Source organism: Streptomyces sp. NPDC092370, from assembly GCF_044755265.1.
Taxonomy (GTDB): domain Bacteria; phylum Actinomycetota; class Actinomycetes; order Streptomycetales; family Streptomycetaceae; genus Streptomyces.
On record NZ_JBIVQO010000001.1, the window covers coordinates 1119837 to 1143070 of the forward strand.

General features: G+C 72.4%; 27 protein-coding genes. 20 read left to right on the plus strand and 7 right to left on the minus strand.

Annotation, left to right across the window (positions count from 1 at the left end; translation table 11 throughout):
* Window positions 1–154: 154 nt before the first annotated feature.
* Genes hisD through hisF form a run of 8 tightly spaced genes read left to right on the plus strand, consistent with a single transcriptional unit; the run spans window position 155 to window position 5865 of the window.
* The gene (hisD, locus tag ACIQHQ_RS05005; RefSeq protein WP_402610146.1) at window positions 155–1480 is read left to right on the plus strand and encodes a histidinol dehydrogenase; all 1326 of its coding nucleotides are present in this window, start codon (window positions 155–157) and stop codon (window positions 1478–1480) included.
* On the plus strand, window positions 1477–2583 hold the full coding sequence (locus ACIQHQ_RS05010; protein WP_402610148.1) for a histidinol-phosphate transaminase: 1107 nt from the start codon (window positions 1477–1479) through the stop codon (window positions 2581–2583). The genes hisD and ACIQHQ_RS05010 overlap by 4 nt, the downstream gene beginning before the upstream one ends.
* Window positions 2580–3173, plus strand: a complete 594-nt coding sequence (gene hisB, locus ACIQHQ_RS05015; protein ID WP_059416503.1) for an imidazoleglycerol-phosphate dehydratase HisB — start codon at window positions 2580–2582, stop codon at window positions 3171–3173. Before ACIQHQ_RS05010 ends, hisB begins: the two co-directional genes overlap by 4 nt.
* Window positions 3170–3334, plus strand: a complete 165-nt coding sequence (locus ACIQHQ_RS05020; protein WP_184982776.1) for a hypothetical protein — start codon at window positions 3170–3172, stop codon at window positions 3332–3334. The genes hisB and ACIQHQ_RS05020 overlap by 4 nt, the downstream gene beginning before the upstream one ends.
* Window positions 3331–3975 carry an imidazole glycerol phosphate synthase subunit HisH gene (gene hisH, locus ACIQHQ_RS05025; RefSeq protein ID WP_402610151.1) on the plus strand — a complete coding sequence of 215 codons (645 nt, stop codon included), beginning with the start codon at window positions 3331–3333 and terminating at the stop codon, window positions 3973–3975. The genes ACIQHQ_RS05020 and hisH overlap by 4 nt, the downstream gene beginning before the upstream one ends.
* Window positions 3972–4697: a bifunctional 1-(5-phosphoribosyl)-5-((5-phosphoribosylamino)methylideneamino)imidazole-4-carboxamide isomerase/phosphoribosylanthranilate isomerase PriA gene (gene priA / locus ACIQHQ_RS05030; protein WP_402610153.1), complete on the plus strand. Its 726-nt coding sequence runs from the start codon at window positions 3972–3974 to the stop codon at window positions 4695–4697. The genes hisH and priA overlap by 4 nt, the downstream gene beginning before the upstream one ends.
* A complete protein-coding gene (locus ACIQHQ_RS05035; RefSeq protein WP_390989999.1) occupies window positions 4694–5095 on the plus strand; it encodes a Rid family hydrolase in 402 nt (133 codons plus the stop codon). The genes priA and ACIQHQ_RS05035 overlap by 4 nt, the downstream gene beginning before the upstream one ends.
* Before the next feature lie 14 nt (window positions 5096–5109).
* A complete protein-coding gene (gene hisF, locus ACIQHQ_RS05040) occupies window positions 5110–5865 on the plus strand; it encodes an imidazole glycerol phosphate synthase subunit HisF (protein ID WP_402610155.1) in 756 nt (251 codons plus the stop codon).
* A 48-nt stretch (window positions 5866–5913) separates the two neighbouring features.
* On the opposite strand, the gene ACIQHQ_RS05045 is transcribed toward hisF, so the two are convergent.
* Window positions 5914–6549, minus strand: a complete 636-nt coding sequence (locus ACIQHQ_RS05045; RefSeq protein WP_402610158.1) for a TIGR03085 family metal-binding protein — start codon at window positions 6547–6549, stop codon at window positions 5914–5916.
* 122 nt (window positions 6550–6671) lie between these two features.
* Between ACIQHQ_RS05045 and hisI the strand changes: the two genes are divergently transcribed.
* The 11 genes from hisI (at window position 6672) to lgt (ending at window position 15430) form a co-directional block, all read left to right on the plus strand.
* Entirely contained in the window at window positions 6672–7115 is a 444-nt protein-coding gene (gene hisI / locus ACIQHQ_RS05050; protein ID WP_402610160.1) for a phosphoribosyl-AMP cyclohydrolase, read from the plus strand.
* Window positions 7116–7126: 11 nt separating this feature from the next.
* Window positions 7127–8608 (plus strand): anthranilate synthase component I, encoded by a 1482-nt coding sequence (locus tag ACIQHQ_RS05055; RefSeq protein WP_402610162.1) that lies wholly within the window; start codon window positions 7127–7129, stop codon window positions 8606–8608.
* Between the two features lie 41 nt (window positions 8609–8649).
* Complete coding sequence (locus ACIQHQ_RS05060; RefSeq protein ID WP_402610164.1) at window positions 8650–9288, plus strand: TIGR02234 family membrane protein; 639 nt, start codon at window positions 8650–8652, stop codon at window positions 9286–9288.
* A gap of 108 nt (window positions 9289–9396) precedes the next feature.
* The gene (locus ACIQHQ_RS05065; RefSeq protein WP_390989984.1) at window positions 9397–9648 is read left to right on the plus strand and encodes an HGxxPAAW family protein; all 252 of its coding nucleotides are present in this window, start codon (window positions 9397–9399) and stop codon (window positions 9646–9648) included.
* A gap of 91 nt (window positions 9649–9739) precedes the next feature.
* The gene (locus tag ACIQHQ_RS05070; RefSeq protein ID WP_402610166.1) at window positions 9740–10174 is read left to right on the plus strand and encodes a DUF2752 domain-containing protein; all 435 of its coding nucleotides are present in this window, start codon (window positions 9740–9742) and stop codon (window positions 10172–10174) included.
* Between the two features lie 139 nt (window positions 10175–10313).
* On the plus strand, window positions 10314–11123 hold the full coding sequence (gene trpC / locus ACIQHQ_RS05075) for an indole-3-glycerol phosphate synthase TrpC (RefSeq protein ID WP_234849230.1): 810 nt from the start codon (window positions 10314–10316) through the stop codon (window positions 11121–11123).
* Between the two features lie 21 nt (window positions 11124–11144).
* Entirely contained in the window at window positions 11145–11336 is a 192-nt protein-coding gene (gene trpM, locus ACIQHQ_RS05080; protein WP_402610169.1) for a tryptophan biosynthesis modulator TrpM, read from the plus strand.
* Between the two features lie 85 nt (window positions 11337–11421).
* Window positions 11422–12705, plus strand: a complete 1284-nt coding sequence (gene trpB / locus ACIQHQ_RS05085) for a tryptophan synthase subunit beta (RefSeq protein WP_402610171.1) — start codon at window positions 11422–11424, stop codon at window positions 12703–12705.
* Window positions 12702–13520 carry a tryptophan synthase subunit alpha gene (gene trpA, locus ACIQHQ_RS05090; protein ID WP_402610173.1) on the plus strand — a complete coding sequence of 273 codons (819 nt, stop codon included), beginning with the start codon at window positions 12702–12704 and terminating at the stop codon, window positions 13518–13520. The genes trpB and trpA overlap by 4 nt, the downstream gene beginning before the upstream one ends.
* Window positions 13521–13606: 86 nt before the next feature.
* On the plus strand, window positions 13607–14383 hold the full coding sequence (locus ACIQHQ_RS05095; RefSeq protein ID WP_402610175.1) for a thioredoxin domain-containing protein: 777 nt from the start codon (window positions 13607–13609) through the stop codon (window positions 14381–14383).
* 84 nt (window positions 14384–14467) lie between these two features.
* The gene (gene lgt / locus ACIQHQ_RS05100; protein WP_402610177.1) at window positions 14468–15430 is read left to right on the plus strand and encodes a prolipoprotein diacylglyceryl transferase; all 963 of its coding nucleotides are present in this window, start codon (window positions 14468–14470) and stop codon (window positions 15428–15430) included.
* A 61-nt stretch (window positions 15431–15491) separates the two neighbouring features.
* Here lgt and ACIQHQ_RS05105 read toward each other — a convergent pair whose 3' ends face one another.
* Genes ACIQHQ_RS05105 through ACIQHQ_RS05130 form a run of 6 tightly spaced genes read right to left on the minus strand, consistent with a single transcriptional unit; the run spans window position 15492 to window position 22268 of the window.
* On the minus strand, window positions 15492–16307 hold the full coding sequence (locus tag ACIQHQ_RS05105) for an HpcH/HpaI aldolase/citrate lyase family protein (RefSeq protein WP_402610180.1): 816 nt from the start codon (window positions 16305–16307) through the stop codon (window positions 15492–15494).
* Window positions 16304–17503: a CaiB/BaiF CoA transferase family protein gene (locus ACIQHQ_RS05110; protein ID WP_402610182.1), complete on the minus strand. Its 1200-nt coding sequence runs from the start codon at window positions 17501–17503 to the stop codon at window positions 16304–16306. Before ACIQHQ_RS05110 ends, ACIQHQ_RS05105 begins: the two co-directional genes overlap by 4 nt.
* Window positions 17500–18861, minus strand: coding sequence for an ADP-ribosylglycohydrolase family protein (locus ACIQHQ_RS05115; RefSeq protein ID WP_402610184.1), 1362 nt, complete (start codon window positions 18859–18861; stop codon window positions 17500–17502). The genes ACIQHQ_RS05110 and ACIQHQ_RS05115 overlap by 4 nt, the downstream gene beginning before the upstream one ends.
* On the minus strand, window positions 18849–20018 hold the full coding sequence (locus ACIQHQ_RS05120) for an ADP-ribosylglycohydrolase family protein (RefSeq protein ID WP_402610186.1): 1170 nt from the start codon (window positions 20016–20018) through the stop codon (window positions 18849–18851). The genes ACIQHQ_RS05115 and ACIQHQ_RS05120 overlap by 13 nt, the downstream gene beginning before the upstream one ends.
* Before the next feature lie 7 nt (window positions 20019–20025).
* The gene (locus tag ACIQHQ_RS05125) at window positions 20026–21264 is read right to left on the minus strand and encodes an ADP-ribosylglycohydrolase family protein (RefSeq protein ID WP_402610188.1); all 1239 of its coding nucleotides are present in this window, start codon (window positions 21262–21264) and stop codon (window positions 20026–20028) included.
* Window positions 21261–22268, minus strand: a complete 1008-nt coding sequence (locus ACIQHQ_RS05130; protein WP_402610190.1) for an ADP-ribosylglycohydrolase family protein — start codon at window positions 22266–22268, stop codon at window positions 21261–21263. The genes ACIQHQ_RS05125 and ACIQHQ_RS05130 overlap by 4 nt, the downstream gene beginning before the upstream one ends.
* 215 nt (window positions 22269–22483) lie before the next feature.
* Between ACIQHQ_RS05130 and ACIQHQ_RS05135 the strand changes: the two genes are divergently transcribed.
* Window positions 22484–23215 (plus strand): VIT1/CCC1 transporter family protein, encoded by a 732-nt coding sequence (locus tag ACIQHQ_RS05135; protein ID WP_402610192.1) that lies wholly within the window; start codon window positions 22484–22486, stop codon window positions 23213–23215.
* Window positions 23216–23234: the final 19 nt, after the last annotated feature.

A 23234-nucleotide genomic window follows, 5' to 3' on the forward strand; every position in this document is an offset into this window, starting at 1 on the left:
ACTCACCGGTCGGTTCCTTCGTGCCACTGTGATGCCCGCTGTGTGACGCCCCGAAAGCAGGAGGTGAAGGGGATCTTCCGCCTTTCGGGGGCTTCTGTATCAGCCATTGATACGCGCGGACGGCGCCTCACCCGGGTCTGAGAGAATTGAGCACGTGATCTCCCGAATCGACCTGCGCGGCGACGCCCTTCCCGAGGGCCCCGCCCTGCGTGACCTGCTGCCCCGAGCCGACTTCGACGTAGCGGCCGCCCTGGAGAAGGTGCGTCCCCTCTGCGAGGACGTGCATCATCGGGGCGACGCGGCGCTGATCGACGCCGCCGAGCGGTTCGACGGGGTCCGGCTCGACCAGGTGCGGGTGCCGGCCGCCGCGCTCACCCGCGCGCTCCAGGAGCTCGACCCGGCCGTGCGCGCGGCCCTGGAGGAATCCATCCGCCGCGCCCGTACCGTCCACCGCGAGCAGCGCCGCTCCACGCACACCACGCAGGTCGTGCCCGGCGGCAGCGTCACCGAGAAGTGGGTTCCCGTCGACCGCGTGGGGCTGTACGCGCCCGGCGGCCGGTCCGTGTACCCGTCCTCCGTGATCATGAACGTGGTGCCCGCGCAGGAGGCCGGCGTCGAGTCCATCGCGCTCGCCTCGCCCGCCCAGTCCGACTTCGGCGGCCTGCCGCACCCGACGATCCTCGCCGCCTGCGCACTGCTCGGCGTCGACGAGGTGTACGCGGCCGGCGGTGCCACCGCCGTCGCGATGTTCGCCCACGGCACCGAGTCCTGCCCGCCCGCGAACATGGTCACCGGCCCCGGCAACATCTGGGTCGCCGCCGCCAAGCGCTACTTCACCGGCAAGATCGGCATCGACGCCGAGGCCGGCCCGACCGAGATCGCCGTCCTCGCCGACGACACGGCCGACCCGGTGCACGTCGCCTCCGACCTGATCAGCCAGGCCGAGCACGACCCGCTGGCCGCCGCCGTCCTGGTCACGGACTCCGTCCGGCTCGCCGACGCCGTCGAGAAGGAGCTGGAGCCGCAGGTCGCGGCCACCCGGCACATCGACGACCGGATCGTCCCGGCCCTGTCCGGCCGGCAGTCCGCGATCGTCCTGGTCGACGGCATCGACGAGGGCCTGAGGGTGGTCGACGCGTACGGCGCCGAGCACCTGGAGATCCAGACGGCGGACGCCGCCGCCGTGGCCGACCGTGTCCGGAACGCCGGTGCGATCTTCGTCGGCCCCTGGGCCCCGGTCTCCCTCGGCGACTACGCGGCCGGCTCCAATCACGTCCTGCCCACCGGCGGCTGCGCCTGCCACTCCTCCGGCCTGTCCGTCCAGTCCTTCCTGCGCGGCATCCACATCGTCGACTACACGCAGGACGCACTGGCCGAGGTCGCGCACCACGTGGTGACGCTGGCGGAGGCGGAGGACCTGCCGGCCCACGGTGCGGCGGTCAAGGCCCGGTTCGGTTGGAAGGTACCCGGAAGCAAGTGACAGGCATCGACGATCTCCCCGTACGGGACGAGCTGCGCGGCAAGTCCCCTTACGGCGCGCCCCAGCTGGACGTTCCCGTTCGGCTGAACACCAACGAGAACCCCTATCCGCTGCCCGAACCGCTGGTCGAACGGATCGCCGAGCGCGTCCGTGAGGCGGCCCGCACCCTCAACCGCTACCCCGACCGGGACGCGGTCGAGCTGCGCACGCGGCTGGCCGAGTACCTGACGGGCACCTCCGGCCACGAGGTCGGCGTGGCCAACGTCTGGGCGGCCAACGGCTCCAACGAGGTCATCCAGCAGTTGCTGCAGACCTTCGGCGGACCGGGCCGCACCGCCCTCGGCTTCGAGCCGTCGTACTCGATGCACGGCCTCATCTCGCGCGGCACCGGCACCGGCTGGATCTCCGGCCCCCGCAACGACGACTTCACGATCGACCTGACGGCGGCGGAGAAGGCCATCGCCGAGCACCGGCCGGACGTCGTCTTCGTCACCACCCCCAACAACCCCACGGGCACCGCCGTTCCGCCCGAGACGGTCCTCGCGCTGTACGAGGCCGCCCAGGCGGCGAAACCGTCGATGGTCGTGATCGACGAGGCGTACATCGAGTTCAGCCACGGCGACTCACTGCTGCCGCTGCTGGAGGGACGCCCGAACCTGGTCGTCTCCCGCACGATGTCGAAGGCGTTCGGCGCGGCGGGCCTGCGCCTCGGCTACCTCGCCGCGCACCCCGCCGTCGTCGACGCCGTCCAGCTGGTCCGGCTGCCCTACCACCTGTCGGCCGTCACCCAGGCGACCGCCCTGGCCGCCCTGGAGCACACCGACACGCTGCTGGGCTACGTCGAGCAGCTCAAGACCGAACGGGACCGCCTGGTCACCGAACTGCTCGCGATCGGCTACGAGGTGACCGCCTCGGACGCCAACTTCGTGCAGTTCGGCCTGTTCGAGGACTCCCACGAGACCTGGCGGAAGATCCTCGACCGGGGCGTCCTGGTCCGGGACAACGGCGTACCCGGCTGGCTCCGGGTCACCGCCGGAACCCCCGAAGAGAACGACGCGTTCCTCGACGCGGTCCGTGAACTGAAGAAGGAGCAGGAGCTATGAGCCGCGTAGGACGCGTCGAACGGACCACCAAGGAGACGTCCGTCCTCGTCGAGATCGACCTCGACGGCACGGGCAAGACGGAGATCTCCACCGGCGTCGGCTTCTACGACCACATGCTCGACCAGCTCGGCCGGCACGGTCTGTTCGACCTGACCGTGAAGACCGAAGGTGATCTGCACATCGACTCGCACCACACGATCGAGGACACCGCCCTCGCCCTCGGCGCCGCCTTCAAGCAGGCCCTCGGCGACAAGGTGGGCATCTACCGCTTCGGCAACTGCACGGTCCCGCTGGACGAGTCCCTCGCCCAGGTCACCGTCGACCTCTCCGGCCGCCCGTACCTCGTGCACACCGAGCCCGAGAAGATGGCGCCGATGATCGGCGAGTACGACACCACCATGACCCGGCACATCCTGGAGTCCTTCGTGGCCCAGGCACAGATCGCGCTGCACGTGCACGTGCCCTACGGGCGCAACGCGCACCACATCGTGGAGTGCCAGTTCAAGGCGCTCGCCCGGGCCCTGCGTTACGCGTCCGAGCGCGACCCGCGCGCGGCCGGCATCCTCCCCTCCACGAAGGGCGCCCTGTGAACGGCATCTCGACCCTGCTGATCGTCGTCGGCCTCTTCCTCGCCGGCGGGATCTACTCCTTCGTCAAGCAGAAGATGCCCAAGGGTCTGATCGTCCTGCTGTCCATCGGCGCCGCGATGTGTCTGGCGGCCGGTGTGGTGAGGCTGGAGGTGTGGAATTGAGCGCCCCGCGGAAGAAGGTCGTCGTCTTCGACTACGGATTCGGCAACGTCCGGTCCGCCGAGCGTGCCCTCGCCCGCGCCGGGGCCGACGTGGAGATCACGCGTGACTACGACAAGGCCCTGAACGCCGACGGCCTGCTGGTGCCCGGCGTCGGCGCCTTCGCCTCCTGCATGACGGGCCTGCGCGAGGCGCGCGGCGACTGGATCGTCGACCGTCGGCTGTCCGGCGGCCGCCCGGTCATGGGCATCTGCGTCGGCATGCAGATCCTCTTCGCGCGCGGTATCGAGCACGGCGTGGAGAGCGAGGGCCTCGACGAGTGGCCCGGCTCGGTCGAGCCGCTCCAGGCCGAGATCGTGCCCCACATGGGCTGGAACACCGTCGAGGCGGCGCCCGGTTCGCAGCTGTTCGCAGGCCTGGACGCGGACGCCCGCTTCTACTTCGTGCACTCCTACGCCGTCCACGACTGGTCGCTGGAAACGCACAACCCCGCGATGACGGCCCCCAAGGTCACCTGGTCCACGCACGGCAAGCCGTTCGTCGCGGCCGTCGAGAACGGCGCCCTGTGGGCCACGCAGTTCCACCCCGAGAAGTCCGGCGACGCCGGAGCCCAGCTCCTCACCAACTGGATCGGAACACTGTGAGCAAGCTCGAACTCCTCCCCGCCGTCGACGTCCGCGACGGCCAGGCCGTCCGTCTGGTGCACGGCGAGTCCGGCACGGAGACCTCCTACGGCTCCCCGCTGGAAGCCGCCCTCGCCTGGCAGCGCTCCGGCGCCGAGTGGCTGCACCTGGTCGACCTGGACGCCGCGTTCGGCACGGGGAACAACCGCGAGCTGATCGCCGAGGTCGCCCGGGCCATGGACATCAAGGTGGAGCTGTCCGGCGGCATCCGCGACGACGACACCCTCGCCGCCGCCCTCGCCACCGGCTGCAAGCGCGTCAACCTCGGCACGGCCGCCCTGGAGACCCCGGAGTGGGTCGCCAAGGTCATCGCCGAGCACGGCGACAAGATCGCGGTGGGTCTCGACGTCCGCGGCACGACCCTGCGCGGCCGCGGCTGGACCCGCGACGGCGGCGACCTCTACGAGACGCTGGAGCGCCTCGACAAGGAGGGCTGCGCGCGGTACGTCGTCACCGACATCGCCAAGGACGGCACCCTCCAGGGCCCCAACCTGGAACTGCTGCGCAACGTGTGCGCCGCCACCGACCGCCCGGTCGTGGCCTCCGGCGGGGTCTCCTCGCTCGACGACCTGCGGGCCATCGCCGACCTCGTCCCGATCGGTGTCGAGGGGGCCATCGTCGGGAAGGCGCTGTACGCGAAGGCGTTCACCCTGGAAGAGGCCTTGGAGGCTGTGTCGTCATGACCGTGCGGCGTGTGCAGAGCGGAAGTCCCTGGGAAGAGTCCTTCGGTTTTGCACGCGCCGTCGCCGCGGGCGACCGCGTGCTGGTCGCGGGCACGACCGCGTTCAAGGGCGACGTGCTCTACGGGGAGGGCGACCCGTACGAGCAGGCCAAGGTCGCCTTCACCACCGCCCTGGAGGCGATCGCCGAGTTCGGGCTCACACCCGAGTCCGTGATCCGCACCCGGGTGTGCCTGGCACACGCCCGGGACGTCGACGCCGTGGGCCGGGCGCACAAGGAGATGTTCGACGCCGTACGCCCGGTCACGACCCTGCTGATCGTGCAGGGCTTCATGGACTCCCGGGTCCTGGTGTCGGTGGAAGTGGAAGCATTCAGAGGGACACCCTCACAGGAACACTAAGAGGAGCAGGATTCATGACCCTGGCGGTCCGAGTCATCCCCTGCCTGGACGTGGACAACGGCCGGGTCGTCAAGGGCGTCAACTTCCAGAACCTGCGCGACGCGGGCGACCCCGTCGAGATGGCCAAGGTGTACGACGCCGAGGGCGCCGACGAGCTGACGTTCCTGGACATCACCGCCTCGTCGGGCAACCGCGAGACCACGTACGACGTCGTGCGCCGCACGGCCGAGCAGGTGTTCATCCCCCTCACGGTCGGCGGCGGTGTCCGCACCGCCGAGGACGTGGACAAGCTGCTGCGGGCCGGCGCGGACAAGGTCGGCGTCAACACGGCCGCCATCGCCCGCCCGGAGCTGATCCGCGAGATCGCAGAGCGCTTCGGCCGCCAGGTCCTGGTCCTGTCGGTGGACGCCCGCCGCACCGAGTCGGGCTCCTTCGAGGTGACCACCCACGGCGGCCGTCGAGGCACCGGCATCGACGCCGTGGAGTGGGCGCACCGGGCCGCGGAACTCGGCGCGGGCGAGATCCTGCTCAACTCGATGGACGCGGACGGCACCAAGGACGGCTACGACCTGGAGATGATCCGGGCCGTCCGGGGGCACGTCACGGTCCCGGTCATCGCCTCGGGCGGCGCGGGCAGGCTGACCGACTTCCCCCCGGCCGTCGAGGCGGGCGCGGACGCGGTCCTGGCCGCGTCGGTGTTCCACTTCGGCGACCTGCGCATCGGCCAGGTCAAGGAGACGCTGCGGGAGGCGGGGCACGCGGTGCGGTGACGTCCCCGTCTGCTGAGAACCCCGGCCGCGCCTGCGGCCGGGGCCTTGTCAGATCCCGAGCTGCTTAGTCTCGTGCAGCTTCGCGATCGCGTTCTCGTCCCCGTCCAGGCCGACCTTGGCCGCGCTCTGGCGGCCGTAGCAGAACAGGACCAGTTCGGACGGCTCGCCGGTCACCGTGACCACCGGGGTGCCACGGTGGGCGACCGCCGTCTGACCGTCGGGGCGGCGCAGGACCAGGCCCGTCGGCACGCCGCGGCCCATCAGGCGGGCCGTGCGCTCCAGGCGGGACCACAGGGCGTCCTGGAAGACCGGGTCCAGGTCGCGGGGCGACCAGTCGGGCTGGGCGCGGCGGACGTCCTCGGTGTGGACGTAGAACTCGATGATGTTCGACGCCTCGTCGACCGGCTTGAGGGAGAAGGGCGAGAAGCGCGGCGGGCCGGTACGGATCAGCTGGATCAGCTCGTCGTACGGCTTGGCGGTGTACTCCGCCATCACCTTGTCCAGACGCGGCGCGAGCTGCTTGATCAGTATCCCGCCCGCGGCGTCCGGGCGGCGCTCGCGCACCACGACGTGCGCGGCGAGATCCCGGGTCGTCCAGCCCTCGCACAGGGTGGGCGCGTCCGGGCCCGCGGTCTCCAACAGGTCGGCGAGGAGAAGTCGTTCACGCTTGGCATGGGTCGACATGCGGTCCAGCCTACGGCCGACCCCCCGATCAGCCCAGCAGACGTGCCGTTCCCCGCCGGCAGGCGTTCCGCCCAGTGGACACTCCACCTGGCCTGTCAGTGGCGCGCGGCACAATGGTCGACATGACCAGTACGCCCGCCCGTCGCCCGGCCACCGCCCCGCACGGAGGCGCTTCGCGCCACGGTGCTCCCTCCAGTGGCCTCGCCCCGGAGATCGCCGCGCGCCTCAAGCGCAGTGCCGACGGCCTTCTGCCCGCCATCGCCCAGCAGTACGACACCGGCGAGGTGCTCATGCTCGGCTGGATGGACGACGAGGCGCTGCATCGCACCCTGACCACCGGCCGGTGCACCTACTGGTCGCGCAGCCGCCGGGAGTACTGGGTCAAGGGCGACACCTCCGGCCACTTCCAGTGGGTGAAGTCCGTCGCCCTGGACTGCGACGCGGACACCGTGCTCGTCAAGGTCGACCAGGTCGGTGCCGCCTGTCACACCGGCGCCCGCACCTGCTTCGACGAGGACGTGCTCCTCGAGGACGGCGGCTCCGCCCGCCCCGCCCCGGATCAGTAAGGTCAGCGGCCATGGACCTCGAGACCTTCCGCCAGCTCGCCACCGACCGGCGGGTCATCCCCCTCACCCGCAAACTCCTCGCCGACGGCGACACCCCGGTCGCGCTCTACCGCAAGCTCGCCGCCGAGCGCCCCGGCACCTTCCTCCTGGAGTCCGCGGAGAACGGCCGCTCCTGGTCCCGGTACTCCTTCGTGGGGGTGCGGTCGGCGGCCACGCTGACCGCACGCGACGGGCAGGCCCACTGGCTCGGCGCCCCGCCCGCCGGGGTTCCCACGGACGGCGACCCCCTCGCCGCCCTGCGCGCCACCATCGAGGCCCTGCACACCCCCCACCAGGACGGCATGCCGCCCTTCACCGGCGGCATGGTCGGCTACCTCGGCTACGACATCGTCCGCCGCCTGGAGAAGATCGGCCCCGGCGAGCGCGACGACCTGAAGCTGCCCGAGCTGACCATGCTCCTCACCAGCGACCTGGCCGTCATGGACCACTGGGAGGGCTCGGTCCTGCTGATCGCCAACGCGATCAACCACAACGACCTGGAGACGGGCGTCGAGGAGGCCCATGCCGACGCCGTGGCCCGCCTCGACGCCATGGAGGCCGATCTCTCCCGCCCGGTCGCCCAGCCCCCGGCCGCGCTCCCGCCCTCCGAGCTCCCCGAGTACACCGCGCTGTGGGGCGGCCCCGACTTCCAGGTGGCCGTCGAGGACATCAAGGAGCGCATCCGGGCGGGTGAGGCCTTCCAGGTGGTCCCCTCCCAGCGCTTCGAGACGCCGTGCACGGCGAGCGCGCTGGACGTCTACCGGGTGCTGCGGGCCACCAACCCGTCCCCCTACATGTACCTGTTCCGATTCGACGGCTTCGACGTCGTCGGCTCGTCCCCCGAGGCCTTGGTCAAGGTCGAGGACGGCCGGGCCATGGTCCACCCCATCGCCGGCACCCGCTGGCGCGGCGCCACCCCGCAGGAGGACCAGGCCCTCGCCGAGGAACTGCTCGCCGACCCCAAGGAACGCGCCGAGCACCTCATGCTCGTCGACCTCGGCCGCAACGACCTGGGGCGGGTCTGCGAGCCCGGCTCGGTCGAGGTCGTCGACTTCATGTCCGTCGAGCGGTACTCGCACGTGATGCACATCGTCTCGACGGTGACGGGCCGCGTCGCCCGGGGCCGCACCGCCTTCGACGTCCTCACCGCCTGCTTCCCGGCCGGCACCCTCTCCGGCGCCCCCAAGCCGCGCGCCATGCAGATCATCGACGAACTCGAACCGTCCCGGCGTGGCCTGTACGGCGGCTGCGTCGGCTACCTCGACTTCGCCGGCGACTCCGACACCGCCATCGCCATCCGCACGGCCCTCCTGCGCGACGGCACCGCGTACGTGCAGGCCGGGGCGGGCATCGTCGCCGACTCCGACCCGGTCGCCGAGGACACCGAGTGCCGCAACAAGGCGGCCGCGGTCCTGCGGGCCGTGCACACCGCGAACCGGCTCGGAAAGGCCTGAGATGAACCCCGGGTGACGGTTCGCCCGGGGTTCAGGCGATAGTGGGGTGCGTGACTGCTGTACCGCACCCCCGTTCCGAAGCCCCCGGATCCGCCCGGGCCGGCCGCCTGAGCCTCGCCGTCGCGCTGCTGAGCGGCGCGCTCGGCGCGGCCGTGGCGCTGCTCGCCACCCGGCAGCAATGGTCGCAGGGCACCGCGACGGTGGCCGGTGGCGCCTTCCCCCTGACCGCCAAGGGCAGCGACGTCACGGGTGTTCCCGCGGCGCTCGCCATAGTGGGCCTCGCGGCGCTCGTCGCCGTCTTCGCCGTCCGCCGCGCCGGCCGCTACGTCGTCGCCGGGCTGCTGGCGCTCTCCGGCGCCGGCATCGTCGTCGCGGCCCTGCTCGGCGCCTCCGACAGCTCCGCGCTCGACGAGCGGGCCGCCCAGGCCTCCGGCGACACCTCGGCCTCCGTCGACGCCCTCGGCCACACCGCGTGGCCGTACGTCGCGGTCGTCGGCGGCGTGCTGATCCTCCTGGCCGGACTGCTCGCCCTGCGCTACGGACGGCTGTGGCCCGCCATGTCCGGCCGCTACGAGCGCGGCACGCCCCAGCCGCGCCGCAAGGTCCCCGCCGTCGACCCCGACCGGCCCGAGGACCTGTGGAAGGCACTCGACCGTGGCGAGGACCCGACCGGGGCCTGAGCCCACACGGGGGACGGGAGGCACCCCCGCTCACCCCGCGGGCGCGCGTGCGCGACAATGGCCCCGAGCGTCCTGCTCAGACACGCACACAGCAACGAGGAGCAAGCAATGGCGGGCAGCAGCCACGGTCACACCCCGGCCGCCTGGACCGGTGTCATCATCGCCTTCATCGGTTTCTGCGTCGCGGGCGCGTTCATGGTGATGGACCAGCCGCTGGGCTTCTGGGCGGGCATGGTGGTCGTGCTGCTCGGCGGTGTCGTCGGCGGCATCATGCGGATGATGGGCCTGGGCCAGCCCAAGGAGGCCCAGCAGCCGCACCGCACCACGGGCGACCGCGAGCCGGCCGGCGCCGGGAGCTGACCCCCGCGGCACGATCCGCGGAGCACGTCCTCACGGAGGGGCGGCCGGCACACGGGTGCCGGAACCGCCCCTCACGCGTGTGCGGGGCACAATGCATACCGTGAACGCCGAGAGCCGAGGGGTGACGTCCAGCGTCCCGGGCCGGCTGGCCGTCCCCGCCGGGGTGCTCGCGGCCGTCGCCGTCGCCTTCGCCTACGTGGGCGCCGTGGACCCGAACGAACCCGGCCACTACCCCGCATGCCCGCTGCTGCGCTACACCGGCCTCTACTGCCCCGGCTGCGGCGGACTGCGCAGCGCGCACGCCTTCGTCCACGGGGACGTCCTGGCGGCGCTGCACGCCAACGCGCTCGCGACCGTCGGCTATCTGGCCTTCGCCGCGCTGTGGACCGTATGGGTGGTGCACGCGGCCCGGGGCCGCCCGCTGCGGATCGACCCCCGCCCCGGGCTGGTGTGGAGCCTCGGGGCGTTGCTGCTGGTCTTCACCGTTGTCCGGAACCTGCCCTTGGGTGGCTGGCTCCATCCTTGATCAACGGGCGAATGTCCAGGTAGTGGGACCGGCGTCAACCGGATGTGAGGCCTACGCCCGGCTGCGGATACCATCGCAGTGACCATCGGTTTTCGATCGGTCGCTGGAACTGTCAAGAGTCTGGAAGGGGGCCGCTCGCGTGAGTGTGCTCGACGAGATCATCGACGGAGTCCGTGCCGACCTCGCGGAGCGGCAGGCGCGCGTCAGCCTCGACGAGCTCAAGGAGCGCGCGGCGAAGGCTCCCGCGGCCAAGGACGGCGCGGCCGCACTGCGCGGCGACGGTGTCAAGGTCATCTGCGAGGTCAAGCGCTCCAGCCCGTCCAAGGGCGCGCTGGCCGCGATCGCCGACCCGGCCGGACTCGCCGCCGACTACGAGGCGGGCGGCGCGGCCGTCATCTCCGTCCTCACCGAGGAGCGCCGCTTCGGCGGTTCGCTCGCCGACCTCGAGGCGGTCCGCGCCCGGGTGGACATCCCCGTACTGCGCAAGGACTTCGTCGTCACGTCGTACCAGCTGTGGGAGGCCCGCGCCTACGGCGCCGACGTCGTGCTGCTGATCGTCGCCGCCCTGGACCAGCCCGCCCTGGAGTCCCTCATCGAGCGCGCCGAGTCCATCGGGCTCACACCGCTCGTCGAGGTCCACGACGAGGACGAGGTCGAGCGGGCGGTCGACGCCGGCGCCCGGGTGATCGGCGTCAACGCGCGCAACCTCAAGACCCTCGAGGTCGACCGCGGCACCTTCGAGCGGGTGGCGCCGGAGATCCCCGACCACATCATCAAGATCGCCGAGTCCGGCGTCCGCGGCCCGCACGACCTCATCGCCTACGCCAACGCCGGGGCCGACGCGGTCCTGGTCGGCGAGTCCCTCGTGACCGGCAAGGACCCGAGGACGGCGGTCTCGGACCTGGTGGCGGCCGGCGAGCACCCCGCGCTCCGGCACGGCCGGAGCTGATCACCCGCTAAGCTTGGCCCGATGACTTTCACCATGACGACCGTGGACCGGTACGCCCGCCTCGCGCGCGGCTGCCGCCCCCGCGGCTGCCGTGCCCCGGCCCGCCGGGTCCACGGCCGCCGTGTCCGGTACGTCATCGGTGACGAACCCGGACAGGTCAACGGCATGCGATGGCAGCGCGCCCCTCAGGGGCGCGGGGAACTGCGCGGGTAACCACACTCGGCCCGCGGCCAACGGACCATCCCCGCCCCCACGGCGATCAGTGCATCTCACACACACTCACCGTGAAGGTTTCCGCATGCCCAGCCAATTCTTCATCCCCGACCCCGAGGGGCACACGCCAAACCGCGAAGGCTACTTCGGGACATTCGGCGGCAAGTTCATCCCCGAGGCCCTCGTCGCAGCCGTCGACGAGGTGGCCGTCGAATACGACAAGGCCAAGCACGACCCGGAGTTCGCCAGGGAACTCGACGATCTCCTGGTCAACTACACCGGCCGCCCTTCCGCGCTCACGGAGGTACCCCGCTTCGCCGAGCACGCCGGAGGTGCCCGGGTCTTCCTCAAGCGCGAGGACCTGAACCACACCGGCTCCCACAAGATCAACAACGTCCTCGGCCAGGCCCTGCTCACCAAGCGCATGGGCAAGACCCGGGTCATCGCCGAGACCGGCGCCGGCCAGCACGGCGTGGCCACGGCCACCGCCTGTGCGCTCTTCGGTCTCGAATGCACGATCTACATGGGCGAGATCGACACCCGGCGCCAGGCCCTCAACGTCGCCCGCATGCGCATGCTCGGCGCCGAGGTCATCGCCGTGAAGTCCGGCAGCCGCACACTGAAGGACGCCATCAACGAGGCTTTCCGCGACTGGGTCGCCAACGTCGAGCACACGCACTACCTCTTCGGCACCGTCGCCGGACCGCACCCCTTCCCGGCGATGGTCCGCGACTTCCACCGGGTCATCGGCGTCGAGACCCGCCGCCAGCTCCTGGAACGCGCCGGGCGCCTCCCCGACGCGGCCGTCGCCTGCGTCGGGGGAGGCTCCAACGCCATCGGCCTCTTCCACGCCTTCATCCCGGACACCGGCGTACGCCTCATCGGCTGCGAACCGGCCGGGCACGGCGTCGAGACCGGCGAACACGCCGCGACCCTCACCGCCGGCGAGCCCGGCATCCTGCACGGCTCCCGCTCCTACGTCCTCCAGGACGACGAGGGCCAGATCACCGAGCCGTACTCGATCTCGGCCGGTCTGGACTACCCGGGCATCGGCCCGGAGCACTCGTACCTGAAGGACTCCGGCCGCGGCGAGTACCGCGCGGTCACCGACGACGCGGCGATGCAGGCCCTGCGCCTGCTGTCGCGCACCGAGGGCATCATCCCGGCCATCGAGAGCGCCCACGCGCTGGCCGGCGCCCTGGAGGTCGGCAAGGAGCTGGGCAAGGACGGGCTGATCGTGGTCAACCTCTCCGGCCGCGGTGACAAGGACATGGACACCGCCGCCCGCTACTTCGGCCTGTACGACACCGACGCCGAGGTCGCCGAGGACGCCTCCGGCACCGCAGAGATCGAGGGGGACGCCAAGTGAGCGGGAACATCCGGCTGTTGGGCGACACCCTCGCCGCGGCCAAGTCCGAGGGGCGCGCCGCGCTCATCGCCTACCTCCCGGCCGGGTTCCCGACCGTGGACGGCGGCATCGACGCGATCAAGGCCGTCATCGACGGCGGCGCCGACGTCGTCGAGGTGGGCCTGCCGCACAGCGACCCCGTCCTCGACGGCCCCGTCATCCAGACCGCCGACGACATCGCCCTGCGGGGCGGCGTGAAGATCGCCGACGTGATGCGCACGGTCCGCGAGGCCCACCGGGCCACCGGCAAGCCGATCCTCGTCATGACGTACTGGAACCCCATCGACCGCTACGGCGTCGAGCGGTTCACCGCCGAGCTCGCCGAGTCGGGCGGCGCCGGGTGCATCCTGCCCGACCTGCCCGTACAGGAGTCGGAGCTGTGGAGGGAGCACGCGGAGAAGCACGGTCTCGCCACCGTCTTCGTCGTGGCGCCCAGCAGCAAGGACGAACGGCTCGCCCAGATCACCGCGGCCGGCAGCGGATTCGTCTACGCCGCCTCCCTCATGGGCGTCACCGGCACCCGCGCCACCGTCAGCTCGCAGGCCCAGAACCTGGTGGAACGCACCCGGGCCACGGGAACGGACCTGCCGGTCTGCGTCGGGCTCGGCGTCTCCACGCCCGCCCAGGCCGCCGAGGTCGCGGGCTTCGCCGACGGCGTGATCGTCGGCTCCGCCTTCGTCAAGGCGATGCTGGACGCCCCGGACGACGAGGCCGGTGTCGAGGCCGTGCGCGCACTCGCGGGCGACCTCGCGAAGGGCGTGCGCGGACAGGCGTAGGAAAGCCGGAAGTCATACAGGTCCCTCGTACGGGTGGACCTGGGACCGGGGAGGCGCGGTGCGCCTCCCCGGTTCGTTTCCGGGGTGTGAGCGAGAAGAACCGTGAGGGAAAGCGCACCGCCCGGGAGAAGCTGGCGGTCGAGCGCGAGAAGCAGAAGTCCGCGGACAAGCGCCGGCGCACGCTGATCGTGGGCGGGGCCGTCGTCGCCGTCCTGGGACTCGCGGCGGTGATCGGCGTCATCGCGGCCAACGCCGGGAAGAACGACGACAGCGAGGCCTCCGGCCCGGTCGTGGCCCCCTCGGGAGCCCAGGGCAAGGACAGCCTCGCCATCCCGGTCGGCAAGGACAGCGCCAAGTCCACGCTCACGGTGTGGGAGGACTTCCGCTGTCCGGCCTGCAAATCCTTCGAGACGGCCTACCGTCCGGTGATCCACGAGCTGACGAACGCGGGACAGCTGAGGACCGAGTACCACCTGGTCACCCTCATCGACGGCAACATGCGCGGCACCGGCTCCCGCAACGCGGCCAATGCCGCGGCCTGCGCCCAGGACGCCGGGAAGTTCCCCGCGTACCACGACGTGCTCTTCGACAACCAGCCGTCGGAGGTCGACGACGCCTACGCGGACAACGCCAAGCTGATCGAGCTGGCCGGCAAGGTCGACGGCCTGGACACGCCCGCCTTCCGCACCTGCGTCGAGAAGGGCACACACAACGGCTGGGTCGCCAAGTCCCACCAGGCCTTCGACAAGGGCGGCTTCTCGGGCACGCCGACCGTGCTGTTCGACGGCAAGAACATCTACCAGGACCGGACGATGACCCCGGCCAAGCTGAAGCAGATGGTGCAGGAGGCGAACAAGGGGTAAGGGCTGTTCTCACGCCCCCGTTATGGACCCGTAGCCGGGCTGCCCACCGCGACCCCTGCGCGGCACGGTAGCGTCGACCTTGCCATGGAACTTGCCTTCATTCCCAGCCCGTCGCGCGGGGTGCTGTACGTCGGCCCCATTCCGCTGCGCGGCTACGCGTTCTGCATCATCATCGGCGTCTTCGTTGCCGTCTGGCTCGGCAACAAACGCTGGATCGCCCGGGGCGGGCGGGCCGGCACGGTGGCCGACATCGCTGTCTGGGCCGTGCCCTTCGGTCTGGTCGGCGGCCGCCTCTACCACGTGATCACGGACTACGAGCTGTACTTCAGCGAGGGCCGTGACTGGGTGGACGCCTTCAAGATCTGGGAGGGCGGCCTCGGCATCTGGGGCGCGATCGCGCTCGGCGCGCTGGGCGCGTGGATCGGCTGCCGCCGCCGCGGCATCCCGCTGCCCGCCTACGCCGACGCCGTCGCGCCGGGCATCGCCTTCGCCCAGGCGATCGGCCGCTGGGGCAACTGGTTCAACCAGGAGCTGTACGGCAAGCCCACCGACCTGCCGTGGGCCCTGGAGATCACCTCCTCCTCGGACGGCCGGGTGCCGGGCACATACCACCCGACGTTCCTGTACGAGTCGCTGTGGTGCATCGGCGTGGCGTTCCTGGTCATCTGGGCGGACCGCCGCTTCCGCCTCGGACACGGCCGGGCGTTCGCGCTGTACGTCGCCGCGTACTGCACCGGCCGGGCGTGGATCGAGTACATGCGGGTCGACGACGCCCACCACATCCTGGGCCTCCGGCTGAACGTCTGGACCGCGATCTTCGTGTTCCTGCTCGCGGTGACGTACCTCGTGGTGTCGTCGAAGAAGCGGCCCGGGCGGGAGGACGTCGTGGAGCCCGGAGCTTCGGCTTCCGGCGATGACGCCAACGGCGGCGGGACGTCCGAGGAGACGGTCAAGGACGACGAGGCCGCCGGCAGGGACGACCAGGTCGCGGACGAAGCCCAGGCGGACGCGGACCGGAACGAGGCCGGGTCGGGTAAGAAGACCTGACGGCCCGTCCTGTGTGACGGTTCGAGAGCGCCCGGGGAGGTCCCCGGGCGCTCTCGGCGTGTCAGCGGCGGCCGGCCAGGGACAGGGTCCGCCGGGCCGCCGTCACCACCGCCGCGTCGATGAAGCGGCCGTCCGGGAGGGCCAGCGCGCCCCGCTCCGCGGCGGCCGCCCTCAGCACCGTCTCCGCCCGCTCGATCTCCGCCTCCGTGGGCAGATAGGCGCGTTCGATCACCGGGAGCTGACGGGGGTGGATCGCGGCGCGCCCGAGGAAACCCAGGGCGCGGCCGTGGGCGCAGGAGGCGGCCAGCCCGTCCAGGTCGCGGATGTCCGGGTGGACGGACTGGGACGGTGGAGGCAGCCCTGCGGCCCGGGCTGCGACGACCACCCGGGAGCGGGGCCAGTCGAGACCCGTGTCGTCGCGTACGCCGAGGTCGGCCCGCAGGTCGGCCTCACCGAGCACGATGCCGCGCAGGTTCGGGTGCGCGCCGGCGATGGCGTACGCCTGTTCCACGGCGAGGGCCGTCTCCAGCAGGGCGTACAGGTCGGCGCGTGCGGCTCGGCGTGCGGCGTGGGTGACCTCGGCCGGTGAGGTGATCTTTGGGAGGCGGAGGCCGGAGAGCCCGGGTGCCGGGGCCAGGGCCGCGAGGTCCTGCTCGCCCCAGGGGCTGTCCGGCGTGTTGACGCGGACGTGGACCGGCACGGCCGGCGGGTTGCCGAGGAGCTCCGCGGTCGCGGCGCGGGCGTAGGCCTTGCGGTCGGGGGCGACCGCGTCCTCCAAGTCGATGACGACGACGTCGGCGCCGCAGGTGAGGGCCTTCGCCACCACGGCGGGACGGTCGCCCGGGGCGTACAGCCAGGTGAGCGGGAACGCCGTCACAGGGCGCCCTCCGCGCGCAGCGCGGTGATGTCGGCCGGCGTCAGACCCAGTTCGGTGAGGACCTCGTCGGTGTCCGCGCCGTGCGGGCGGCCGGCCCAGCGGATCGCGCCGGGTGTGGCGGAGAGCCGGAAGAGGACGTTCTGCATGCGCAGCGGCCCGAGTTCGGGGTCGTCGACGGTGGTGATGGTGTCCAGGGCCTGGTATTGAGGGTCCGCCATCACGTCCTGGACGTCCTGGACCGGGGCCACCGCCGCCTCCGCCTTCTCGAAGGCGGCCATGACGTCGGTGCGGGTGCGTGCGGCGATCCAGCCGCCGACCGCCTCGTCGAGGACATCGGCGTTCCGGGCGCGGTCGGCGCCCGAGGCGAACCAGGGCTCGTCGATCAGTTCCGGGCGGCCGACCAGGTGCATCACGCGTTCCGCGACCGACTGGGCGGAGGTGGAGACGGCGACCCAGGTGCCGTCCGCCGTCCGGTAGACGCCACGCGGGGCGTTGTTGGGGGAGCGGTTGCCGGTGCGGGGCTGGACGTGGCCGAGCTGGTCGTACCAGAGGGGCTGGGGGCCCAGCGCGGCCAGGATCGGTTCGATCAGGGCCAGGTCGACGACCTGGCCCTCGCCGGTGCGCTCGCGGGCGGCGAGCGCCGTCATGACGGCGTACGCCGTCGTCAGACCCGCGATGGAGTCGGCCAGGCCGAAGGGCGGGAGGGTGGGGGGCGCGTCCGGTTCGCCGGTGATCGCGGCGAAGCCGCTCATCGCCTCGGCGAGGGTGCCGAAGCCGGGGCGATGCGCGTAGGGGCCGAACTGGCCGAAGCCGGTGACGCGGGCCAGGACCAGCCGGGGGTTGACGGCCGACAGCTCCGGCCAGCCGAGGTCCCACTTCTCCAGGGTGCCGGGGCGGAAGTTCTCGATGACCACGTCGGCGGCCTCGGCCAGGCGCAGGAGTGTGGTGCGGCCGCCGGGCCTGGACAGGTCGAGCGTCATGGTGCGCTTGTTGCGGCCGAGCATCTTCCACCACAGGCCCACGCCGTCCTTCGACGGGCCGTGGCCACGGGAGGGGTCCGGCTTCCTCGGGTGCTCGATCTTGACGACCTCGGCGCCGAAGTCGCCGAGCAGGGTGGCGGCCATCGGGCCGGCGAAGAGGGTGGCCAGGTCGAGGACGCGCAGGCCGGTGAGGGGCGCGGTCGTGGGCGCGGTCATGGGCGGAGGCTCTCCCGGTGCGTGAGGTGGGCGAGGGTGTCGAAGCCGATGCCGTTGAGGTCGCCGACGGACGTCGACAGCCGGTTCTTCAGGGGCGCCGTCCAGTGGTCGGGGAGCGCCCCGGGGTGCCCGGCCAGCAGCCCGGCGATGCCGCCGGCCGTCGCGCCGCCTGAGTCGGTGTCCCAGCCGCCGCTCACGGCACGGCAGACGGAGTCGGCGAAGTCGCCGTTGCCGTGGGTGAGGGCGGCGGCGATCAGGGCGGTGTTCGGGACGGCGTGCACCCAGTGGTAGGTGTCGGCGTGGCGGGCGTGGAGTGCGTCGACGACCGTGTCGAAGTCCTCGTGCTCGTACGCCAGCCGGACGGCCTCGCGGACGGCGCGGGCCAGGCGGGAGCGTGGCGGGACGACGGTGAGGCCGGTCCGCAGGCAGGTGTGGACGTCGTGTGCGCCGGTGGCCGCCGCTGCGATGCAGGCCGCCGCGAACATGGCCGCGTAGACGCCGTTGGCGGTGTGGGTCAAGGTGGCGTCCCGGTGGGCCTGTTCGGCGGCTGCGGCCGGGTCGCCGGGGTTGGTCCAGCCGTGGACGTCGGCGCGGATCAGGGCGCCGATCCACTCCCGGAACGGGTTGCGGTGGCGGGCGGTGTGCGGGGGTTCGAGGCCGTCGAGCAGGTTGCGGTAGGCGATGCGCTCGGCGGTGAAGGTGCGGCCGGCGGGGAGTTCGTCGAGCCAGGTCCGGGCCACGTCCGTGGTGGTGAAGGCCCTGCCGTGGCGTTGGAGGAGGACGAGGTTGAGGAGGGGATAGTCGAGGTCGTCGTCCTCGGGCATGCCGTCGATGTTCTCGGCGAGGGAGGTGGTCGCCGAGCGGCGGTTCCAGGGGTACTGCCTCAGGAGCTCCTCGGGGACGCCCCGGGCGGTGAAGTAGCCGGTGAGGGGCCAGTTTCCGGCGGCCCGGGCAAGTCGGCGGATGGCGTCGAGGGGGAGCTTCTCGACGGGTTTGCCCAGGAGGCAGCCGGCGGCGCGGCCGAGCCAGGCGGCTTCGAGATGCTGCGGGGTCGTGGCCCGGGGGCCCAGGGGGTCGGGCCACTCGGGGCAGGCGGCCTTGATCCTTTCCAGGTCGGTCGGTTCGTCGTCCGCCAACGCGCTCGGCAGATCGGCCAGTTCGTCCAGGAGGTCCTTCGCCAGCCGGCGCAGGTAGCGGGAGGCCGGGGTGGGGGACGCGCCCGCGGCGGCCGGAGCCTGAGGGCCGCCTGCCGCTCGCCAGCGGGCCGCGACGTGCTTCGGCTCGCGTCCGTCCTGGGCCGCCTGGCGGAGTTCGTGGCCGATCAGGTCCTCCGGCTGGACCCAGGTCAGTCGGAGCATTCCAGGCCTCCGAGGGACGCGAAGGCCTGCTCGTGGGCGCGGCGGCGGGCCACGTCACGGGTGAAGATCTCGCGGGTCACGGCGGTGAGGGTGGCCGCCGGTTCCCACAGGTCCAGGCGGCTCGCCTCCGCGACCGTCTTGGCCCAGTCCTCCGGAACCGGTGAGCCCAGGGCGCCTGCCAGGGCGCCGGCCATCGTGGCGATGGAGTCGCAGTCGCGGCCGTAGTTCACCGCACCGAGGACCGCGTGGCGGTAGTCACCGCGCGCCACGAGCAACAGGCCCAGCGCGACCGGGAGTTCCTCGATCGAATGGAGACGGGACGGCCGGCGGGCGCCGAGCGAGGGGGCGCGGTAGTCCGGGCCCACCGTGTCGTAGGGGGCCACCGCCTCGCGCAGCGGTCGCAGTGCCGATTCGAAGTCGGTGTGGCGGGACGCCTCCTCGCAGACCCGCTCGATCGCGGTCCGGGTGCCGTCCTTCGCGAGGGAGAGGCAGGCCGCAACGACCGAGTCCGGGGTCGCGCCGGGGGTGCACGCCGCCGCCACCGCGGCGGCCAGGACGCCCGCCGCCTCACGGCCGTACGACGACTGGTGTGCGCCGGCGATGTCCAGGGCCTCGGCGTACGCCGCCCTCGGGCCGGCCGCGTTGACCAGGCCGACCGGGGCCATGTACATCGCCGCGCCGCAGTTGACGATGTTGCCGGTGCCGGCCTCGCGCGGGTCGGCGTGGCCGTAGTGGATCCGCGTCACCAGCCACTTCTCCGCCAGGAAGATCCGCTGGAGGGGCAGGGCCCTCGTCTCCAGCTCCGGGATCCAGCGCGGCTCGGTCATCAGGTCCGGGACCAGGTGGTCGGCGATCGCGTAGGCGTCGAGGTGGTCGCGGACCCGGGCGTAGACGCGGACCAGGGCGTGCGTCATCAAGGTGTCGTCGGTGACGTGGCCGTCGCCCTTGTGGTACGGGGCGAGGGGGCGGGCCGTGCGCCAGTCGTCGCCGTGCCAGGGGCCGACGATGCCGTGGACGCGGCCGCCGTGGCGCTGAAGGATCTGCTCGGGCGAGTAGCCCTCGACGGGGCCGCCGAGCGCGTCGCCGACCGCTGCTCCGACCAGCGCTCCGGTGATCCGCTCGTCCAGGGTGGCGTTTTGGTGTGGTTTGGGCTTCATGGCCGCATCATCCACCCGGGTGGGCCGGTTGGACGGCTTCCAGGAGTTCGGCGAGTTCCACGAGGTCCGTGCCGGTGAGGCGGGGGAGGGCGCAGCCGGAGAGGGTGCGGCAGGTGTCCCGCCAGGTGGCGGGGATCGACGCGCCGCCGCCCAGGGCACCGGTGAGGGCGCCCGCGAGGGCCGGGGCGGAGTCCGCGACGCGGGACAGGCAGGCCGCCGCGGGGACCGCCTCCGCGATGCGGCCGCGGGCGGCGGTGGCCAGGGCGAGGGCGACCGGGACGGTTTCGGCGGCGGCGATGCCGTAGCTGTAGACGTGGTCGACGATCTGGTGCTCCAGGGGCGGGACCAGGGCGAAGGCGCCGTCCGCGTCGGCGGCGAGCGTCACGGCGTGCCGGGCGTTGCGGCCGATCTCCGTCTCCTCGGGGAGTTCGGCCAGGGCCGCCGTGACGCAGGCGTCGACGTCCGCGCCGGCCAGTGCGAGGGCGAGCGCCGCCGCCATGGCGCGGGCGCCGTGGACGCCGTCGCCGTCCTGGGTGTAGCGGGCGTCGAACTCGGCGAGGTCGGCGGCGGAGCGGGGGTCACCGGGGTGGGCCACGGCCAGGACGCAGGCGCGTACGCAGGCGGCGTCGTCGAAGTAGTGCGGGTTGTCGTGGCCGGTGGCGGGCGGGCGCAGGCCCGTGGCGAGGTTGCCCAGGCCGGCGCGGACGGAGATGCGGGCGCGCAGGGGGAGGACGGCGGACTCGATCTCGGGGGCGCGGTCCGCTGCCGCGGCGACCTCGCTCGCGAGGGCGTTCCAGGTGAGGTCGATGGCGGCGCGGGTGCGGCGTTCGCGGCTGAGGTCGTTCAGGACGGTGTCGTCGCCGGCGCGCAGGAGGGCTTCCGCGGCGAAGGCCGCCCATTCCGCGTCGTCGGAGGGGCCGAGGCGGAGGGGCTCCGGAGGCTGGTTCAGGGCGATCGGGACGGGAAGGGTGGTGGTGGCGTTCTGTTCGGCGAAGGTGTCCAGTTCGCGGGTGAGGCGGCGGGTCCAGTCGGGCATGCGGGCGGCTCTGTGGCGGGCGGCGGGCCAGCCCGCGGCGTCACCGGCGGCCAGTCCGAGCAGGAGGCCTTCGGCTCTTCTCTTGGCCTCGGCTTCGCCTTCGGCTCTCTTGTCTCCCACCCGGGCACCATCAGTAACCGTCATCCCAAGGGGCCGGGTCTCCCGTGGGACGGTTTCGCCGTCGGCGACTTCCGCTTCGTACGTCGTCATGGGAGAACCTCCGCCGAGGTCAGCAGGTCCGCCACGTCCAGGACGTGGTAGCCCGCCATCGCCGGGAGGCATCTGCCGTGGACCGGGCCGATGGGGGTCGTCCAGGCCTGCGGGATCGCCGACACGCCCTGTGTCGCACCCGCCAGGGCCCCTGCCACCGCCGCCGTGGTGTCGGCGTCGCGGCCCATGTTCACCGCGGTCAGGACGGACTGCTCGAAGTCGCCGTCCGCCGCCGCGTACGCGCCGAAGGCCAGGGCGACCGCCTCGGGGGCCAGATCGGTCCAGGGGTAGCCGCCGATGACGACCGCGGAGCGGACCGCGCGTTCGCCGCGGTGGGCGACCGTCACCGCGCGGCGCAGGCTGCGGGCCGTCCAGGAGTCGTCGGGGACGACCGCGAGGGCCGCGGCCACGACCGCGGTCGACGGGGCGCCGGCCATCGCCGCCGCGACACCCGCCGCCACCGCCTGGCCGCCGTAGATGCCCTCGCCGTCATGGCTCACCGAGCCGTCGATCGCGACCAGCCGGGCCGCCTCCGCCGGGCGGCCGGCGGCGAACACCCCGAAGGGGGCCGCTCGCATGGCCAGACCGTCGCTCCAGGCGTGCCGGTGCTGGGCGGAGATCGGGGCGGCCAGGCCCCGGCGCAGGTTCTCCAGGGTGCCGCGTTCGCTGAAGCCGGCGCCCCGGAAGGGGCCCTCGTCGCGGTCGGCGATCCACTCGTGCCAGGCCGCCTCCACGTGGGCCGGCGTGAGCGCGGAGCCGTGCCGGGCCAGGAGGAGACCGGAGAAGATCGCGTACTCGGTGTCGTCGGTGCCCACCGGCTTCTCGACGACGTACCCGGTGATCCGGCCCCACCGGGCCCGGATCTCGGAGGGCTTCATGTTCTCGGCCGGGGCCCCGAGCGCGTCACCGACGGCCAGGCCCAGCAGAGCTCCGCGCGCCCGCGCGCGGAGCCCGGCGGCGTCCCCGGGCGCCGGGACGGAGGGGATGCAGGCGATCGGTGCCATACGGCATGTGTCCCACTGCGGTGACCGAGCCGAGCCTCATGAGCCTCAGCATCACCCGGTCGACATCTGCGCGCAGTGATGATCAAGTGAGCGCTCGACGGTAAAACCGCAGGTTAGCGCAGCCTTTCCTTGCTGGCGAGGGTGGAATTCAGGGCGTAGTTTGTGGGTTGTAAAACTCTGGAATCTGTCCAAAGAGCGGGGAGTGGGGATCTTCCATGGCCATCATCGACACCGAGGCGACGCTGCACGAGGCGCACCGGGACAATCACACCCACCGGGATGTGAACGGCGGCTGGCTGCGCCCCGCGGTGTTCGGAGCGATGGACGGCCTCGTCTCCAACCTCGCGCTGATGACGGGTGTCGCCGGCGGGTCGGCCGGTCAGCACACCGTCGTCCTCAGCGGACTCGCGGGCCTGGCCGCCGGTGCCTTCTCGATGGCCGCCGGCGAGTACACCTCCGTCGCCTCGCAGCGCGAGCTCGTCGAGGCCGAGCTGGACGTGGAGCGGCGGCAGCTGCGCAAGCATCCCAAGGACGAGGAAGCCGAGCTCGCGGCGCTCTACGAGTCGAGGGGCGTCGAGCCGCGGCTGGCTCGCGAGGTGGCCCGGCAGCTGTCGAAGGACCCCGAGCGGGCCCTGGAGATCCACGCCCGCGAGGAGCTGGGCATCGACCCCGGCGATCTGCCCTCGCCCACCGTGGCCGCGGTGTCGAGCTTCGGATCCTTCGCGCTGGGTGCGCTGATTCCCGTACTGCCCTACCTGCTGGGAGCGAGCAGCATGTGGCCGGCCGTGCTGCTGGCGCTGCTCGGGCTCTTCCTGTGCGGCGCGGTGGTGGCCAGGGTGACGGCACGCACCTGGTGGTACAGCGGGCTGCGGCAACTGCTCCTGGGAGGCGCGGCGGCCGGTGTGACGTACGCCCTGGGCACTTTGTTCGGAACGGCCGTAGGATAGCGCGGCTCGGATCTATGCG

Excerpts from the sequence above, each read along its gene's own strand:
- hisB (WP_059416503.1), top strand. The coding sequence starts at position 2,580 with ATGAGCCGCGTAGGACGCGTCGAACGGACCACCAAGGAGACGTCCGTC.
- ACIQHQ_RS05035 (WP_390989999.1), top strand. The coding sequence starts at position 4,694 with ATGACCGTGCGGCGTGTGCAGAGCGGAAGTCCCTGGGAAGAGTCCTTC.
- hisF (WP_402610155.1), top strand. The coding sequence starts at position 5,110 with ATGACCCTGGCGGTCCGAGTCATCCCCTGCCTGGACGTGGACAACGGC.
- ACIQHQ_RS05045 (WP_402610158.1), bottom strand. The coding sequence starts at position 6,549 with ATGTCGACCCATGCCAAGCGTGAACGACTTCTCCTCGCCGACCTGTTG.
- hisI (WP_402610160.1), top strand. The coding sequence starts at position 6,672 with ATGACCAGTACGCCCGCCCGTCGCCCGGCCACCGCCCCGCACGGAGGC.
- ACIQHQ_RS05055 (WP_402610162.1), top strand. The coding sequence starts at position 7,127 with ATGGACCTCGAGACCTTCCGCCAGCTCGCCACCGACCGGCGGGTCATC.
- ACIQHQ_RS05065 (WP_390989984.1), top strand. The coding sequence starts at position 9,397 with ATGGCGGGCAGCAGCCACGGTCACACCCCGGCCGCCTGGACCGGTGTC.
- ACIQHQ_RS05070 (WP_402610166.1), top strand. The coding sequence starts at position 9,740 with ATGCATACCGTGAACGCCGAGAGCCGAGGGGTGACGTCCAGCGTCCCG.
- trpM (WP_402610169.1), top strand. The coding sequence starts at position 11,145 with ATGACTTTCACCATGACGACCGTGGACCGGTACGCCCGCCTCGCGCGC.
- trpB (WP_402610171.1), top strand. The coding sequence starts at position 11,422 with ATGCCCAGCCAATTCTTCATCCCCGACCCCGAGGGGCACACGCCAAAC.
- lgt (WP_402610177.1), top strand. The coding sequence starts at position 14,468 with ATGGAACTTGCCTTCATTCCCAGCCCGTCGCGCGGGGTGCTGTACGTC.
- ACIQHQ_RS05110 (WP_402610182.1), bottom strand. The coding sequence starts at position 17,503 with ATGACCGCGCCCACGACCGCGCCCCTCACCGGCCTGCGCGTCCTCGAC.
- ACIQHQ_RS05115 (WP_402610184.1), bottom strand. The coding sequence starts at position 18,861 with ATGCTCCGACTGACCTGGGTCCAGCCGGAGGACCTGATCGGCCACGAA.
- ACIQHQ_RS05120 (WP_402610186.1), bottom strand. The coding sequence starts at position 20,018 with ATGAAGCCCAAACCACACCAAAACGCCACCCTGGACGAGCGGATCACC.
- ACIQHQ_RS05125 (WP_402610188.1), bottom strand. The coding sequence starts at position 21,264 with ATGACGACGTACGAAGCGGAAGTCGCCGACGGCGAAACCGTCCCACGG.
- ACIQHQ_RS05130 (WP_402610190.1), bottom strand. The coding sequence starts at position 22,268 with ATGGCACCGATCGCCTGCATCCCCTCCGTCCCGGCGCCCGGGGACGCC.
- ACIQHQ_RS05135 (WP_402610192.1), top strand. The coding sequence starts at position 22,484 with ATGGCCATCATCGACACCGAGGCGACGCTGCACGAGGCGCACCGGGAC.